This is a genomic window from Chitinophaga polysaccharea (assembly GCF_007829335.1).
Lineage (GTDB): Bacteria > Bacteroidota > Bacteroidia > Chitinophagales > Chitinophagaceae > Chitinophaga > Chitinophaga polysaccharea_B.
The window spans coordinates 89,583-104,062 of the sequence record NZ_VIWO01000011.1 but is presented as its reverse complement, the minus strand read 5'-3'; the positions used below and the strand labels follow the sequence as shown (position 1 = coordinate 104,062).

Genomic DNA, 14,480 nt, shown 5'->3' with positions numbered 1-14,480 from the left:
ATATGAAGAAACATTATATATTTTCTGTAGCAGCCACCATAGCTTGTTTGAACGTTTTGGCGCAATCCGGTAATCGTCATCCTACACTCCGCCAGCAGATTGCCGATATCGCCGGAAATATATCTGGAAAAGTAGGCGTGTATGCACAATTACTGGAAACGAATGACACGGTATCGTTTAACCGCGACCAGCATTTTCCCATGCAGAGCGTGTACAAGTTCCCGGTATCTATGGCGGTATTGCAACAGGTAGATGCCGGGAAGGTAGGACTGGATCAACCGGTGGATATCAACAAGACGGATCTCACCACGGCGGGCGTGAGCCCACTCCGCGACAAATACCCCGACGGCAATGTAAGCCTTACGGTACGCGAACTGCTGGATTACAACGTACGTAAAAGCGACGGCAGCGCCTGCGATATATTGTTTAAGTTGCTGGGCGGACCGGAAAAAGTGAATGCTTATGTACATGGGCTGGGCATCCGGTCTATCAACATTGCCACCCTGGAAGAAGCACAGGTGCATAAAGAAAATTTACAGGTACAGTACCGGAATTGGTCTACCCCTGCCGCCATGGTACAGCTGCTAAAGAAATTTTTCCAGGACCCGGTGTTATCAGATTCCAGTAAAGAGCATTTGTTATACCTGATGACTACTTCCGGACCGGGGGCTAAACGGCTAAAGGGATTACTTCCCGAAGGAACGGAAGTAGCGCACAAAACTGGCACGTCATGGACGGTAGACGGCGTAACGGCTGCCAACAATGACGTAGGCATTATTACGTTGCCTAATGGTACCCATATGGCAATTGCTGTATTTGTATCCGATTCAAAGGCGAATGATGAGGAGCGGGATGCTACGATTGCGAAGATTGCGAAAGCAGTGTGGGATAGTTGGAAATAACAGGAGAACGATCCGGAAGGATCCTTCTCCTGGCAGGTATTTATTTCATGTATTTTGCGTACTCATTTTCGATATCAGTAACATCTACTTTGTGTAATTTGTTACCATCATACAACCATATTTCCCAGTTGTATTTTTTATCATTCAGATCCAGTTCTGTAGGTTGATTTTTCGGAGAACGAAAGGTCATCTTTCCGCCGGCAGGTTCCAGTATATTTACGCCTTTGCCTTCGAGGAAGTTACGCGCATCTGTCATGTAGTTCTGGTTATCGTCGGCAATCGTGTAAAAGGCTTCTTCCCCGTTATCTTTTTTTAATTTTTCCAGTTTAATGCTATCAGGTGAATATAACACGGCGCAAGGGCGTGTGATGGTAGTTTCATTTTCTGCAACAGCCTGTAGTGGCGGCGCAGATTCCGTATGAACTTTTTCTTCCGGCGCTTTGGTATCGTGACAGGCAGTAAACGCGGAAAGTGCTACTACTGGCAGGATGAGATGCTTCTTGATGGTTTTCATAGTAATAGTTTGGCATATTTAATAACACGGCTGTTGAGTAGATCAACAGCCGCCGGCGCCTAAAGATAGTATAAAAATATACCGCTGGCAATAATTAAGATTTCATCATAAAAGGATAATCTGTGCACGCTCCGGAATGCCTCCCGGGCGCTTGTCCGGCCCCATAATCGTTATCATGTTGGTATCCGGAGTGATTATTGTAATTTCGCAGGTTATGGGCGCACGTAATCTACATACACCATTTGAGTTAACCCAGGCAGATATGTCGGCCTGGGATGTAGCACCGAAGGTGTATTATTTCTTTGAGATCATGCAGATCCGCGAGGGGAGTGGTTTTCGTATTATTAACCAGAACAGGTTGCCTTATGATAAAGGGAGTATATTCCTGTTTACGCCGCAGGACTGCCGGGGCTTTGAAGTAGGAGCTGCCACGGAGTTTGTGTCTATCCGCTTTTCCGAGTTGTTTATGGGACTAAGCCAGGTGCCGCAGCAGAAGGCCCGGCTGGAGGAATGGTTACGGCAGTTGGAATACCTGTTTTTTGCGCATAACCGGCAGGGGCAGTTGCAGATCCGGCATACGAACGATTGTAGGATGATTGCGTCGCTGATCGACAATATGGTGGAAGAGTATGAGCACAAGCCGCCTTATTACCAGGATAATTTACAGCATTACGTAACCTTGTTACTCAACATTGTGGCGAGAAATGTAGCAGAAGATGTGAACCTGGGAGAAAATACGGCGGAGTCGTCGCTGATTAACCGCCTGGTAGCGCATATCCGGCAGCATATTTACCAGCCGGAGTTGCTGAAGCAGGAGTACCTGGCGTCGGTGTTCCACCTGTCGTCTAACTATATAGGAGAGTTTTTCAAGAAGCAAACGGGGGAGAGCCTGCAGCAGTACATCGTAAATTATAAGCTGAACCTGGTACAGCTAAGGGTTACCCATAGCGATTTAACTATCGGGGAGATAGCGGACGAGCTGGGGTTTACGGATGAAAGTCATATGAGCCGTTTGTTCAAGAAGTACCACGGGCTTACGCCGGCAGCATATCGGAGGGAGAAAATGCAGGACCGGAAAAATATGCTGGAAAAAAATATTCATTGAAATATTTCGATATTTGGAAAATAGTATTACTTTTGTTCTATGGATTTAGCAGTTATAGAAAAAGCAGCAAATGCCATCGCAGACAAGCACCGGTTATCTATAATCATGGAGGTTGTTAAGAAGGGCAAGCTGATTTGTGGTGATGTATGTGAGTTTACATGTTTGTCGCAACCAACAGTGTCGCACCATGTAAAGATCCTGGTGGATAGTGGGGTGCTGAATTCCTCGAAAAATGGCAGAATTGTGGAGTTAACGCTCAATAAAGAGATGATGAAGCAATTGTCCATGTTCTTTTTACAACTAAGCTGAGGGGCCAACGGGCAGGTTACCACCGGCTTTTTTTATAGGTAAATACATTGAAGTTTTTAAATTAATGGATTAATGAGAAAGTAATTTCTCTTTTTTTTAAAGTAATTATATCGATAATCTTAAATGAATCAATAGGATGGGACAGTTACAACATAAAACAGCGGTAATTACAGGAGGCAACAGCGGAATAGGATATGCCACAGCAGCAGATTTTTTGGCGAAGGGCGCAAAAGTATTAATCACAGGACGTAACCCGGAAGCCGTACAGCAGGCAGCGGGTACATTGGGTAATGACACAGACAGTTTTATAGCGGATCAGGGAAAGATAGCAGATACACAAAAATTAGCGGAGTATGTACGTGACCGTTATGGAAAGATTGACATCCTGTTTGTAAATGCAGGTATCGCCAATTTCGGGCCTTTTTCAGCAGTAACAGAAGAATCATTCGACCGGCTCATGGACATCAACCTGAAAGGCGCCTTCTTTACGGTACAGTACTTACTTCCGCTGATAAAAGACGGAGGCACTATCATCTTATTATCCTCCATCAACGCCCTTGCCGGTATGCCAGGCGCATCGATCTACAACGCCAGCAAAGCGGGACTCAATTCACTGGGTCGTACATTATCCCGTGAACTGGCCAGTCGTAAAATTAGGGTCAATGTAGTCAATCCTGGTCCGGTGGAAACGCCTATCCTGCAAAAGGCCGGCATTCCCGAAGAGGCGATTAATAAAGAGGAGATGGCGAAGAAATTACCTGCCGGCAGAATAGGTCAGCCGGAAGAAATTGCCAAACTGGTATCCTTCCTCGCTTCTGATGAAGCCTCTTTCATCACCGGTGCAGAATATAATATCGATGGCGGTTTTAGTGTTCATCCCCTCATTGGTTAATCTTAAAAAAACAGTATTTCATGTCATCATCTCTGAAAGATAAAGTAGTTGTTATCACGGGCGGTAACAGCGGTATAGGGTATACAACAGCAGCCACATTTTTAAGGAAAGGAGCAAAGGTATTGATAACAGGACGTAATCCGGGTGCGGTACAACAGGCCGTATACGCACTCGGGCACCCTGCCGAAGGATTTAAGGCCGACCAGGCCGTGCCGGAAGATGCAAAAAAACTGGCAGAATATGTTCAACGCCGCTACGGGAAAATAGACAGCCTGTTTATCAACGCAGGGGTAGCCAAACTGTCGCCCTTTGGCAACGTAACGCCGGAGTTGTACGATGAATTGATGAATGTGAACTTTAAAGGCGCTTTCTTCACCATCCAGCGGTTACTGCCACTGATCAATGATGGCGGCTCTATCACCCTGTTGTCGGCCCTGAATGCCTATTCGGGCACGCCTAATGCTACCGTGGTATCGGCCAGCAAGGCAGCACTGAATTCATTGGGAAGAACATTGTCGAGGGAATTGGCCCCCAGGAAGATCCGGGTTAACGTAGTGAATCCTGGCGTAGTGGTAACCCCCTTATTGGAAAAAGTAGGGATGCCCGACGTGTTCAGAACACATATTGGCAGCATTACGCCGCTGGGAAGATTAGGGCAACCGGAAGATATCGCTAACATGGTCACCTTCCTGGCTTCAGACGAAGCATCGTTTATTACTGGTGCAGAATATAATGTAGACGGTGGCCTTATGGTACACCCGTTGATTGGTTCATAAATGATCCTGGGCGTTGCAGTGTGCAGCATTGTGCAAATGCTGCACCGGCAGCAAGGACTTTAAAAGATTTTCTTTGTTGATTTACAGTTATAACGGTTGTTTAGGTGTTAATCCCATTGGTTGCCCGCCGGATGCCGCTTGCTATACAGGCGTCTGGCGGCAACTTTTACAGATTTTTTAGTTGTAGGTGTAATAGTGGAGCGGTGCGCTGTTATCATTAACAACGCACCGCTTTTTTATGGCTGTTGCGTTTTCTTATCCAGGTATACGGTAAACGTACCGGTTACACGTAGTTTGGTAGCACCGCAAACATCGGGATTGTACATCGGGATACGGCCGCTATGGGCAATGGCTTCCGTGGTACAGGCATCAGACAGGTTGGAAGAAGAGCTGGCTGCATTGAAATGAAACTCCCCGCTTATCTTCAATAAATTGGCCGTATCCTGCACCTGGCGTAGCGTGATATAAGTCATGCTGTTTTTTTGATTCGGATCGGTATCGTAAAACAGGAAGTAGTCCATACCAGAATAATTCTTTGTGCTATTGCCGGTCGACTGGCTAACCCCTCCGGGCGCTGCTTTCTGCTCCACTCCCGTAGTGAAAGGGATAGTAGCCAACCCACTGTTGGCGGTCAACACGCTTTTACCATTCACGATTACATTAGCCACCAGGGCAAATCCCTTTAAATTGGTTTTGGTAAAGCCGAGCAGGCCTACGCCTACATCCGTCCCGGTTAAGTGTATTTGTTTGTTGATATCGCCTTCAATGCTTACAGATAAGCTATTGAGCGAGGCCGGATCATCATCTTTCGTAGTATTCTTTTTTGATTTGCTACAGGCAACAAGACTGCAGGCTAACAAAGCCAGGTAGGTTTTTTTATAAAGCATAGTTTTTTAAGATAGGCAGCAAAAATACAGAAATGATTGATATCAGATATATTACCTACAGGCGGCAATTTCTTTTCCTTCATATGTCTTTCCCCAGTTACATAGGCTTTCCAGGATAGGCACCAGGTCCAGCCCTTTATTGGTAAGAATGTATTCAATGCCGATAGGAACGGTGCCGGCAATTTCCTTTTTTACAAGAATGGCATGTGTTTCCAGTTCTTTAAGCTGCCTGCCTAACACCTGTTCAGAGATATTAGGTAACTCCCTTTTTAATAAATGAAACCGGTTATAGCCCCGCGAAACAGAATATACTATCTGCGACTTCCAACGCCCGCTGATCACGGCTATGGCTGAATTTAGCTCGCATACCCCGAACAGGAACTGCTCATTCATGGCATTGGTGGAATGTTCTTTTCGCATCGTACACAAAATTTTAGACTAACAAATTTGTTCGTTATTGCAAACGATATGCCGCCTGCTGAACTTTGCTGCAAAAGTACGAAAATGAAAAACCTGATAGTAGTAGCACTGGTGTGCCTGATGAATAGGACGACAAATGCACAGGAAAGATGGATCATCGCTTCCGATCATCTCAAGCGGCCAGACACCGTTTTAATATTCAAGCCCTCCTGGTATAAACACGCCCGGGAATACCCGGTGGTGTATCTTTTGCATGGCTATAGCGAAGACTACCGGCAATGGCCGAAGACAACCAATCTTCAGCAGTTGGCAGATCAATATAATTTTATCATCGTTGCTCCAGATGGCTTCACATCTTATTATATCAACAGCCCTATCGATAAAACCGCGCTTTATGAAGACTTTTTTTTCAAAGAATTGGCGCCAAAAGTTCAGCGATCATTTAAGGTAGATAAAAAAAATATTTTCATCAGCGGGCTGAGTATGGGTGGTTACGGCGCATTGAGGTATTTTATTTTACATCCTGATTATTTCAATACCGCAGGAGCAGCCAGCGGTGCCCTGGAAATTGACTACCCAAATTTTCAACGGGTAAGCCAGCTATTCTGGCAATCCAATAGGATGGTAGCCGACCTGGCTAAAATTATCGGTAACCCGGAAACCACGGACTGGCGCCAATACAGCATTTCCACGCTTTTACGTCAGCATCCTGATTTTCGGAAACCATTTATTTTTGACTGTGGTACGGAAGATGTGTTGTATCCACTTTCCGTGCAATTGAAGCAACAAACGGATAGCCTAAAGATTCCCACTACATTTATCAGTCGCCCGGGAGATCATAATACCGCCTATTGGCACACGTCTATCGAATATCATTTTATTTACTTCCGGCAAAGCCTGAAAGAATAACCGCCGTTACACGCTCATCTTCCGGATCAGTTTTCCCAATGTTTTCAGTCCATCATCTACCTGCTTGCTCCAGGCGTTGCCGAAGCTGATCCGCATACAGTTGTTGTATTTATTTTGCAGGGAGAAAATTCTGCCGGGGCAGAAGCTGATCTTATGTTTCAGCGCCTGCTGGAATAGTTCGAAAGTATTTATCGATTCTTCCAGTTCTATCCACAATACGCAGCCGCCCTGGGGCCGGGAGATGCGGGTGCTTTCCGGGAAGTATTCGCTGATGGCCTGGGAATACCGCAGGCATTGGGTATGCAGCATTTTCCGGAGATTACGCAGGTGAAATTCATAGCGTCCCATTTCCAGGAAGTGCCCTACGGCGGCCTGTGGCAGTGAGGCGCAGGCAATAGAGTGGTTTTGCTTCATCAGCAATACCTTCTCTTTATATTTTCCCGGCATAGTCCAGCCCACTCGGTAGCCCGGCGCCAGCGATTTGGAAAATGAATTGCACAGGAGTACATGCCCGTGTTTGTCGAACGTTTTACAGTTCACGGGGCGTTGTTTGCTGAAGTATAAGTCGCCGTAAATATCATCTTCTATCAGGGCGATATCATATTTAACCACGATGTCTACCAGCATCTTCTTATTCTTATCCGGCATGCAGGAGCCCAGCGGGTTGTTGTAGTTGGTTACAAACAGGCAGGCGCGGATTTTATGACGGGGAATGGCTTTGTCGAGATAGTCGAGGTCTACGCCCGATACGGGGTGCGTAGGGATTTCCAGCACTTTCAGTCCCAGGCTTTCGGCCAGCTGCATAGAGCCGTAGTAGGCGGGACTTTCAATGGCGATGGTATCACCGGGTTGGGTAACGGCCGTGAGACATAAGGTGAGGGCATCCATGCAACCGCTGGTGGTGACTACGTCATCGGCGGTGAAAGCGCCGCCCCAGGCCAGGGAGGTACGGGCTATTTGTCCGCGTAGGAGGGCATTGCCCTGCAGCGCTTCGTACCCGATGCCATTGTTGGGCAGGTTGCGTAGTGCATGCGTCACTGCTTTCGCCATTTTAGCTGCCGGCAACAGATCTGCCGGCGGTGTGGCCACTGAAAAGTTCAGGATCTGCGGATTGCGCATGTGGCTGAACACTTCCATCACCATATCGCTTACCGTAGCTTCGCTGGCCTTTCTTACCGGGGCGCAGGTACCCGGTAGCGCAGGCATGCGTTTAGAATTAAAGCGGATGTAATAACCCGATTTGGGGCGGGACTCGATCAATCCTTTTCCTTCCAGGTGATAGTACGCCTGGAAGGCAGTAGATAAACTGATGCCCTGTTGCTTGCTCAGCATGCGGACAGACGGCAGTTTTTCCCCTATTTTCATCACTTCTTTTTCTATCAGCTGTTCAATGTTATCAGCTACCTGGAGATACAGGTGATCGGCAGTTTTTATCATGGCAATACTATCTGATATGGTCAAAAGTACAAAAATGCCATCTGTTTTAACCTATTTTTTCTTCCTTATCCATTAAGCTGTTGTTGGCTGAGTTGACCGATGGTGCGGATAGCCCAGTCCTGGTCATCATTCCAGGGGTTGGCATTGGTAAGCCGGATACAGTTTTGGTAGCGGTGCTGGCTGGAAAACAGGGCGCCGGGCGTGAAAGTAATGCCCTGTGCTACAGCCGCATCGTGCAGTTGCCAGGTATTTACTTTGGGGGGCAGCACTACCCATAGGCTGATACCGCCGTTGGGGCGCGTAAGCCGGGTATCTTCCGGGAAATATTCCTGGATGGCTTTGGTGACCTGCATGGTTTGCATGCTGAGAGCCTGCCGCAGCGATTTCAGGTGCAGGTCCAGCCGTTGCTGATCCAGGAATTTGGTGAGCACCAGCTGTGGGAGTATGCCGGTGGCGGCGGAGCTCATGAATTTTAGCTGCGCTATTTTTTCATGATAGCGACCGCCAATCACCCAACCGATGCGCAGCCCGGCGGCAATGGATTTGGAGAAGGAAGAGCAGTAGAGCACCAGTCCTTCTTCATCGTAAGATTTGATAGTGCGGGGACGTTCCGGTGCAAAGTGCAAGTCGCCATACACATCATCTTCTATCAGCGGCACCTGGTATTTTTGCAGCATTTTGGCCAGTTGTTCCTTGCTGTTATCAGGCATGCAGCTGCCCAGTGGGTTGCTGTAATTGCTCACGAACAGGCAGGCCTGTACTTTTTTTTGTTTGAAGGCATCTTCCAGTACACCCAGGCTTACGCCGGTAACGGGGTCGGTAGGAATTTCCAGCGCTTTCATGCCAAGGCTTTCTATGGCCAGCAACAGCCCAAAGAAAGTGGGCGATTCAATGGCAATGGTATCACCGGCATTGGCCACGGCCCGGAGGCAAAGAGACGCCGCTTCTATGGCGCCATTGGTCACAATAATTTCGTTGGGAGAGAAGGCCCTGCCCCAGTTGAGGCAATGCCTTGCAATATGCCGCCGGAAAGGTTCGTGGCCGGTAATATCACCGTAAGGGATAAACGAATTATCCAGTTCCCGGGAGGCGAGCTGCAACGCTTTCTTCAGCTTGGTGGCCGGCATCAGCGACGTGTCGGGCGAAGCGCCGATCAGGGAAATAGTTTTCTCAGATCGTGCCGTTTTCCGGAACACCGCCAGCTTTTCATTGATCTGTACCCTGCCTGCCCTGGGAGCAGGATTGGTAACAGGAGGCAGTGGTGGCCTCATTTGCCGCGCATAGCGCACAAAATAACCCGATTTCTCCCGGGAAGTTACCCATCCCTTTTTCTCCAGGTGAGTATATACCTGTAACGCCGTGCTGATACTAACGCCATGTTCCAGATGTAAGGAGCGCACAGATGGTAGCTTATCGCCCGCTGCATATACACCTTCGCTGATCATATGCTGGATATTTTCTGCCAGTTTAAGATATATGAATCCGTTGCTTTTTTTCATCTCGCCAAAGGTAAACTGTTATGGTTTAATATTGGTAAATCTGTATCTGTTTTGGTGATATTTATTGCCGTTATTTTGTACCCGTAAATCAATCATGATGACGGTGGTTAAACGACTCGCACATAACCTGGTGGCCCTTTGCCGGGAATGGAAATTCCCGGAAGCACAAGCCACGCTATTCCATGAAGCCGCGGTAAACATAGAGCCCGACGGGCGTATTACCGAGGGGTTGCCCGCCATAATGGCCAAAGAACGCCAGTTTCTCGACAGCATCGAAGAAAGGCACCTGCTGGAAATTTCAGAACCGGTAGTGGCCGACGACTATTTCGCCATCCAGCTGCTGGTAGACGTCACCATCAAAGGCTTCGGACGCCGAACGCGCAACGAGTTGTGCATATATCATGTAGCCGATGGCAAAATTGTCCGGGAACAATTTTTTTATTAATAATTAAAAGAGATATAAAGATGGAAGCAAGAATGGATATTTATGAGTTAGCACCGGGCTCCATGCAGGCCCTGATGGGATTGCAGGATTTTGTAGACAGCACCGGGCTGGACAAAACCCTGTCGGAACTGATCAAGATCCGGGCGTCCCAGATCAATGGCTGCGCCTTTTGCTTGAATATGCATACCAAAGACGCCCGTAAAATGGGAGAAACGGAACAACGCATTTATGGACTGAACGCCTGGCATGAAGCGCCTTATTATACCGACAAAGAACGTGCTGCCCTGGCGCTTACAGAAGCGGTAACCCTGGTAAGTACTTCACACGTACCGGATGATGTATATAACAATGCCTTGAAAGTATTTACCCCGGAAGAAGTAGCGCACATCACCCTGGCGATTGTGATGATCAACGCCTGGAACCGTGTGGCCGTAACTTCCAGGACGCAGCCGGTGGGATAAGTGGAAAAAATCGCAAGAATCCGTAAATGTAACCATACTCATTTACGTATTTTTGTGCATGGCTTTGCAAAAGATAAAAGTGCCGATCAACGATCCGCAAAACTTTTCCTTCCAGGAATGTTTGCGCTTCCTGGGAAGGTCAGATAAAGAATGTTTGCATTATATCGTGGAGGGTAAGGTGCGGCGCATGTTATTGTCGGACGGTGAACCGGTGGTGATAGAAATAGCCCCCGGCGCTTCCGCCGGCCACCTGGAAGTAACCGTGCTGGCGCCATTGAACGTACCCGTAGCAGAAGCACCGATTATAAAATATATTACCCATTGGTGGCACCTCGATGCCAACCTGCAGCCGTTTTACGATTATACGGTGAAAGATCCGTTGTTAAAGGGACTGGCAGACGAGTACCGGGGACTACGGCTGATCGGTATGCCCGACTTGTTTGAAGCCATCAGCTGGCCCGTTATCGGGCAACAGATCAACCTGGCATTTGCTTATACATTGCGGCAGCGGTTTATCACGCATTTTGGTTATCATGCCGTGGTAGATCATACCGACTATTACCTGTATCCGCATCCTGTGGTAGTAGCAGCCCTGGAGCCGGAACAGTTAACGCCCATGCAGTTTTCCCGCAGTAAGGCATTATACCTGGTGGAAACCGCCAAACAGATGGCCAGCGGCCATTTGAGTGAAGCAGGCCTGGATGCCATGAGCTATGAAGAAGCGTTACAAAGCCTGGTGGCAATGAAAGGCATCGGCAACTGGTCGGCCAACTACGCCCTCATGAAATACCGCCGTTTCCCGCAGTCTGTTCTACTGGAAGATGTAGGCCTGCAAAATGCGATAAAAAATAGATTACATTTGGAGCGCAAACCTTCCATGCCAGCATTGCAGGAGTATACCCGACCCTGGAAGGAGCATGCAGCATATGCCACGTTTTATTTGTGGAGATCTTTATTACCCCAGTAGATTATTTTCATGGAAGAAGGAATGCATCATCTGCGTATAGACAGTCCCGTAGGACCATTGCTCATCAGTGGTACAGGGGAATTTATTAATGCGGTATCGTTCACCGAAGCACCGGCTGTGGACTTCCCGCAGCCACCAGCGTTGCTATTGGATTGTGCCCAGCAATTATATGAATATTTCGGAGGCGAGCGTAAAACATTTGACCTGCCTATTTTCCAGGAAGGTACCGGCTTCCAGCAATCGGTGTGGCAACAGTTGCTGGAGATCCCGTTTGGGCATACCATTTCTTATCAAACACTCGCCAAACGTATTCATAATCCCAAAAGTATCCGGGCGGTGGGTACTACCAATGGGAAAAACAGGCTGGCCATTATTGTGCCCTGTCATCGTGTGATAGGCAGCAATGGTACACTGACCGGCTATGCCGGCGGACTATGGCGCAAACGTTGGTTGCTCGAACATGAAAGAACAGATTTGTTTACCGGCCTTGTTTAATCTGATATGCTCAAAATTTTAAAAACTGCATCTGTTTTAAGATAGTTATTTGTCTCAATTTTGACCCTGAATCAGCACCGATATATCTCATTTATATATTGCCTAGTCATGGATACAAAATTGCAGGACGACCTGAAACATACAGATCAGTTATTACAGTTAACCAAAGATTTCAGCAGTAAATTTTTATCCGCGATAGATAAGCTGGCCGCTGACAAAGAGATAGCGGTCAATTGTCGTATATCCATGCCCGATAGTGGGGCGGGAGGCGCGGCTGCGCTGGAAATGTTCCGGCAGCAGTATGGTAATAGTCTCACTGCACCTGCAGGTCCGCGCTACTGGGGATTTGTAACCGGCGGTGTAACGCCGGCCTCCTTGATGGGCGACTGGCTTACTTCGGCCATGGATCTGAATTCATCTGATAAAACCTCCGCTGCTTTTTATATAGAAACGGAAACCATTAGCTTATTGAAAGAGTTGCTGGGATTGCCGGAGTCCTTCCTGGGTTGCTTTGTAACGGGAGCTACGATGTCCAATTTCACGGGACTGGCTGTAGGCCGGCAATGGGCTGGTTTGCAGCAGGGCGTGGATGTGGCTAAAGATGGTGTAGCTGCCTTACCGGGGCTCAAAGTGATTTCCGGCACCCCGCATTCCAGCGTAGGAAAGGCCATGTCAATGCTGGGCATGGGAAGGAGTAATATGGTGCACATCCCGGTAGTACCTGGCCGCGAACAAGTGGATGTAGCCGCGTTGGAGCAATACCTGGCTGCGCACACCGGTGAACCGATTATTTGTGTAGCCAATGCGGGCACCGTTAACACGGTAGATTTTGATGACATTGCCGCGCTGGTAAAACTGCGGGAACGTTACCCATTCTGGTTGCATGTAGATGCTGCTTTTGGCGGATTTGCCGCCTGCAGCGATCAGTGGAAACACTTGCTGGCAGGTTGGGAGCAGGCCGACAGCATTACTATCGACGCGCATAAATGGCTGAATGTTCCCTATGATGCTGCCATGATTTTTTGCCGGCATCCACAGTTGCAGTCGGTCGTATTCCAGAATGCCGGTGCGGCATACCTGGGTGATCCGGCCGCACAATTTAACTTCATCAACTATGTACCCGAAAACTCGCGTCGCGTACGCGCTTTGCCTGCCTGGTTTTCCCTGATGGCCTATGGTAAGAATGGTTACCGGCAGCTGGTAGAAAATAATATCAACCTTGCTGGTCAGCTGGGACATTTATTGGAAACAGATCCCCGGTTTGTGCTGTTGTCGCCTGTGCGGCTTTGCGTGGTGTGTTTCACCCTGAATGTAGCACCACCAGATGAAGCCAGGGCGGTGAGTGAGTTCCTGACCGCGCTCAATGGATCGGGGGTAGCTTGCATGACGGCCACGGTATACCAGGGGCGGCAAGCCATCCGGGCGGCATTGGTGAACTGGAGAACAACCGGAAAAGATGTGCAACTGGTATACGATACCATGAAAATTTTAGCAGAACAAGTTGTGAATAAATACAGTTATGCGTAAATCGAATACAAATGCTTACATCGCGCTGGCAATTGTAAGTATTTTCTGGGGCACCACTTACCTGGCGTCGAGGGTGGGCGTAAGACATATACACGGCGTGATGCTGGCAGGATTGAGGCAGGCGGTAGCAGGGGCGTTGATTACCGGATTTTTTTTGTTGCGCGGATATAAGCTACCTGAAAAAATGGTGTTGTCGAAATTATTTGTGATCGGCACCTTGATGCTTTGCGGTGGCAATGGCTTGCTTACCTGGGCCATGCAATATATTCCCAGCGGACTGGGCGCCATTATAGCGGCTACCATTCCACTCTGGATCACCATTGCCAGCTATTTCCTGGTGCAGCGCACCCGGCTTAGTTTACAGCTGATTATTGGTATGATACTGGGCTTCGGCGGTGTGGCCGGCATCTTTTATAATTACCTGTCGAATTTAATGAACCCTGATTTCCAGTTTGGTATTTTGATCGCATTTTGTTCCTGCATCTTCTGGGCGCTGGGATCTGTGCTTACGGCCCGCTGGGCATTGGGCGTAAATTATCTCTATGGGGCAGGATTCCAGATGGTGTTCAGCGGTGTAGTGATGTTGGTGGTAGCCCGGTTGTTCCTGGGGCAGCACCTGGAGCCGAGCGCCTTTACCACAGAACTCTGGGAAAGCCTGTTGTACCTGGTACTGGTAGGATCGGTATTTTCTTATTCCGCTTATGTATTTGCGCTGAATAACCTGCCGCCGGCACAGGTATCTGTGTATGCTTACATTAACCCGGTAGTAGCTGTTTTGCTGGGAGCGTTGATCCTGCATGAACAACTGACCTGGCTCACAGGTATTTGTTCGCTGGTAACGATAGGCGGCGTATTCCTGGTAAATAATGCATTTAATAAACACAAGAAAACACTTGCTGCGGCAACAAAATAAGTAATAGCTATATTTTTTAAGG

The 14,480-nt window shown here is 48.1% G+C and carries 17 protein-coding genes; 12 read left to right on the top strand and 5 right to left on the bottom strand.

Translation table 11 applies throughout. From position 1 onward, the window contains the following. Positions 1-2 precede the first annotated feature (2 nt). Complete coding sequence (gene bla, locus FHW36_RS27135; protein WP_145673946.1) at positions 3-902, top strand: class A beta-lactamase, subclass A2; 900 nt, start codon at positions 3-5, stop codon at positions 900-902. Positions 903-942: 40 nt separating this feature from the next. Here bla and FHW36_RS27130 read toward each other — a convergent pair whose 3' ends face one another. Continuing rightward, complete coding sequence (locus FHW36_RS27130; protein ID WP_145673944.1) at positions 943-1,416, bottom strand: hypothetical protein; 474 nt, start codon at positions 1,414-1,416, stop codon at positions 943-945. Positions 1,417-1,630: 214 nt separating this feature from the next. On the opposite strand from FHW36_RS27130, the gene FHW36_RS27125 reads away from it, so the two are divergent. The 4 genes from FHW36_RS27125 to FHW36_RS27110 all read left to right on the top strand — a co-directional run bounded on the left by FHW36_RS27125 (position 1,631) and on the right by FHW36_RS27110 (position 4,498). Then, positions 1,631-2,521: a helix-turn-helix domain-containing protein gene (locus tag FHW36_RS27125; RefSeq protein ID WP_186452623.1), complete on the top strand. Its 891-nt coding sequence runs from the start codon at positions 1,631-1,633 to the stop codon at positions 2,519-2,521. Positions 2,522-2,560: 39 nt separating this feature from the next. Beyond that, positions 2,561-2,830: an ArsR/SmtB family transcription factor gene (locus tag FHW36_RS27120; protein WP_145673940.1), complete on the top strand. Its 270-nt coding sequence runs from the start codon at positions 2,561-2,563 to the stop codon at positions 2,828-2,830. A 136-nt stretch (positions 2,831-2,966) separates the two neighbouring features. Continuing rightward, the gene (locus FHW36_RS27115) at positions 2,967-3,722 is read left to right on the top strand and encodes a glucose 1-dehydrogenase (protein ID WP_145673937.1); all 756 of its coding nucleotides are present in this window, start codon (positions 2,967-2,969) and stop codon (positions 3,720-3,722) included. 20 nt (positions 3,723-3,742) lie between these two features. Further along, positions 3,743-4,498, top strand: a complete 756-nt coding sequence (locus FHW36_RS27110; protein ID WP_145673936.1) for an SDR family oxidoreductase — start codon at positions 3,743-3,745, stop codon at positions 4,496-4,498. A gap of 236 nt (positions 4,499-4,734) precedes the next feature. On the opposite strand, the gene FHW36_RS27105 is transcribed toward FHW36_RS27110, so the two are convergent. Next, positions 4,735-5,385, bottom strand: a complete 651-nt coding sequence (locus tag FHW36_RS27105) for a hypothetical protein (RefSeq protein ID WP_145673934.1) — start codon at positions 5,383-5,385, stop codon at positions 4,735-4,737. Positions 5,386-5,436: 51 nt separating this feature from the next. Then, entirely contained in the window at positions 5,437-5,805 is a 369-nt protein-coding gene (locus FHW36_RS27100; protein ID WP_145673932.1) for a winged helix-turn-helix transcriptional regulator, read from the bottom strand. Between the two features lie 84 nt (positions 5,806-5,889). Here FHW36_RS27100 and FHW36_RS27095 point away from each other — a divergent pair, with 84 nt between their 5' ends. Then, positions 5,890-6,714 carry an alpha/beta hydrolase gene (locus tag FHW36_RS27095; protein WP_186452622.1) on the top strand — a complete coding sequence of 275 codons (825 nt, stop codon included), beginning with the start codon at positions 5,890-5,892 and terminating at the stop codon, positions 6,712-6,714. A gap of 6 nt (positions 6,715-6,720) precedes the next feature. On the opposite strand, the gene FHW36_RS27090 is transcribed toward FHW36_RS27095, so the two are convergent. Both FHW36_RS27090 and FHW36_RS27085 read right to left on the bottom strand, forming a co-directional pair. After that, positions 6,721-8,151 (bottom strand): aminotransferase-like domain-containing protein, encoded by a 1,431-nt coding sequence (locus tag FHW36_RS27090; RefSeq protein ID WP_145673931.1) that lies wholly within the window; start codon positions 8,149-8,151, stop codon positions 6,721-6,723. A gap of 65 nt (positions 8,152-8,216) precedes the next feature. Beyond that, entirely contained in the window at positions 8,217-9,650 is a 1,434-nt protein-coding gene (locus FHW36_RS27085; RefSeq protein WP_145673929.1) for an aminotransferase-like domain-containing protein, read from the bottom strand. A gap of 97 nt (positions 9,651-9,747) precedes the next feature. Here FHW36_RS27085 and FHW36_RS27080 point away from each other — a divergent pair, with 97 nt between their 5' ends. The 6 genes from FHW36_RS27080 to FHW36_RS27055 all read left to right on the top strand — a co-directional run bounded on the left by FHW36_RS27080 (position 9,748) and on the right by FHW36_RS27055 (position 14,458). Beyond that, on the top strand, positions 9,748-10,095 hold the full coding sequence (locus FHW36_RS27080) for a nuclear transport factor 2 family protein (protein WP_145673928.1): 348 nt from the start codon (positions 9,748-9,750) through the stop codon (positions 10,093-10,095). A 20-nt stretch (positions 10,096-10,115) separates the two neighbouring features. Continuing rightward, positions 10,116-10,556, top strand: coding sequence for a carboxymuconolactone decarboxylase family protein (locus FHW36_RS27075; protein ID WP_145673926.1), 441 nt, complete (start codon positions 10,116-10,118; stop codon positions 10,554-10,556). Positions 10,557-10,614: 58 nt separating this feature from the next. After that, positions 10,615-11,523, top strand: a complete 909-nt coding sequence (locus FHW36_RS27070; RefSeq protein ID WP_145673924.1) for a DNA-3-methyladenine glycosylase family protein — start codon at positions 10,615-10,617, stop codon at positions 11,521-11,523. A 9-nt stretch (positions 11,524-11,532) separates the two neighbouring features. Then, entirely contained in the window at positions 11,533-12,018 is a 486-nt protein-coding gene (locus FHW36_RS27065; RefSeq protein ID WP_222429201.1) for a methylated-DNA--[protein]-cysteine S-methyltransferase, read from the top strand. A gap of 108 nt (positions 12,019-12,126) precedes the next feature. Continuing rightward, the gene (locus tag FHW36_RS27060) at positions 12,127-13,545 is read left to right on the top strand and encodes a pyridoxal phosphate-dependent decarboxylase family protein (RefSeq protein ID WP_145673922.1); all 1,419 of its coding nucleotides are present in this window, start codon (positions 12,127-12,129) and stop codon (positions 13,543-13,545) included. After that, positions 13,538-14,458: an EamA family transporter gene (locus FHW36_RS27055; RefSeq protein ID WP_145673920.1), complete on the top strand. Its 921-nt coding sequence runs from the start codon at positions 13,538-13,540 to the stop codon at positions 14,456-14,458. The genes FHW36_RS27060 and FHW36_RS27055 overlap by 8 nt, the downstream gene beginning before the upstream one ends. The last annotated feature ends 22 nt before the right edge of the window (positions 14,459-14,480 follow it).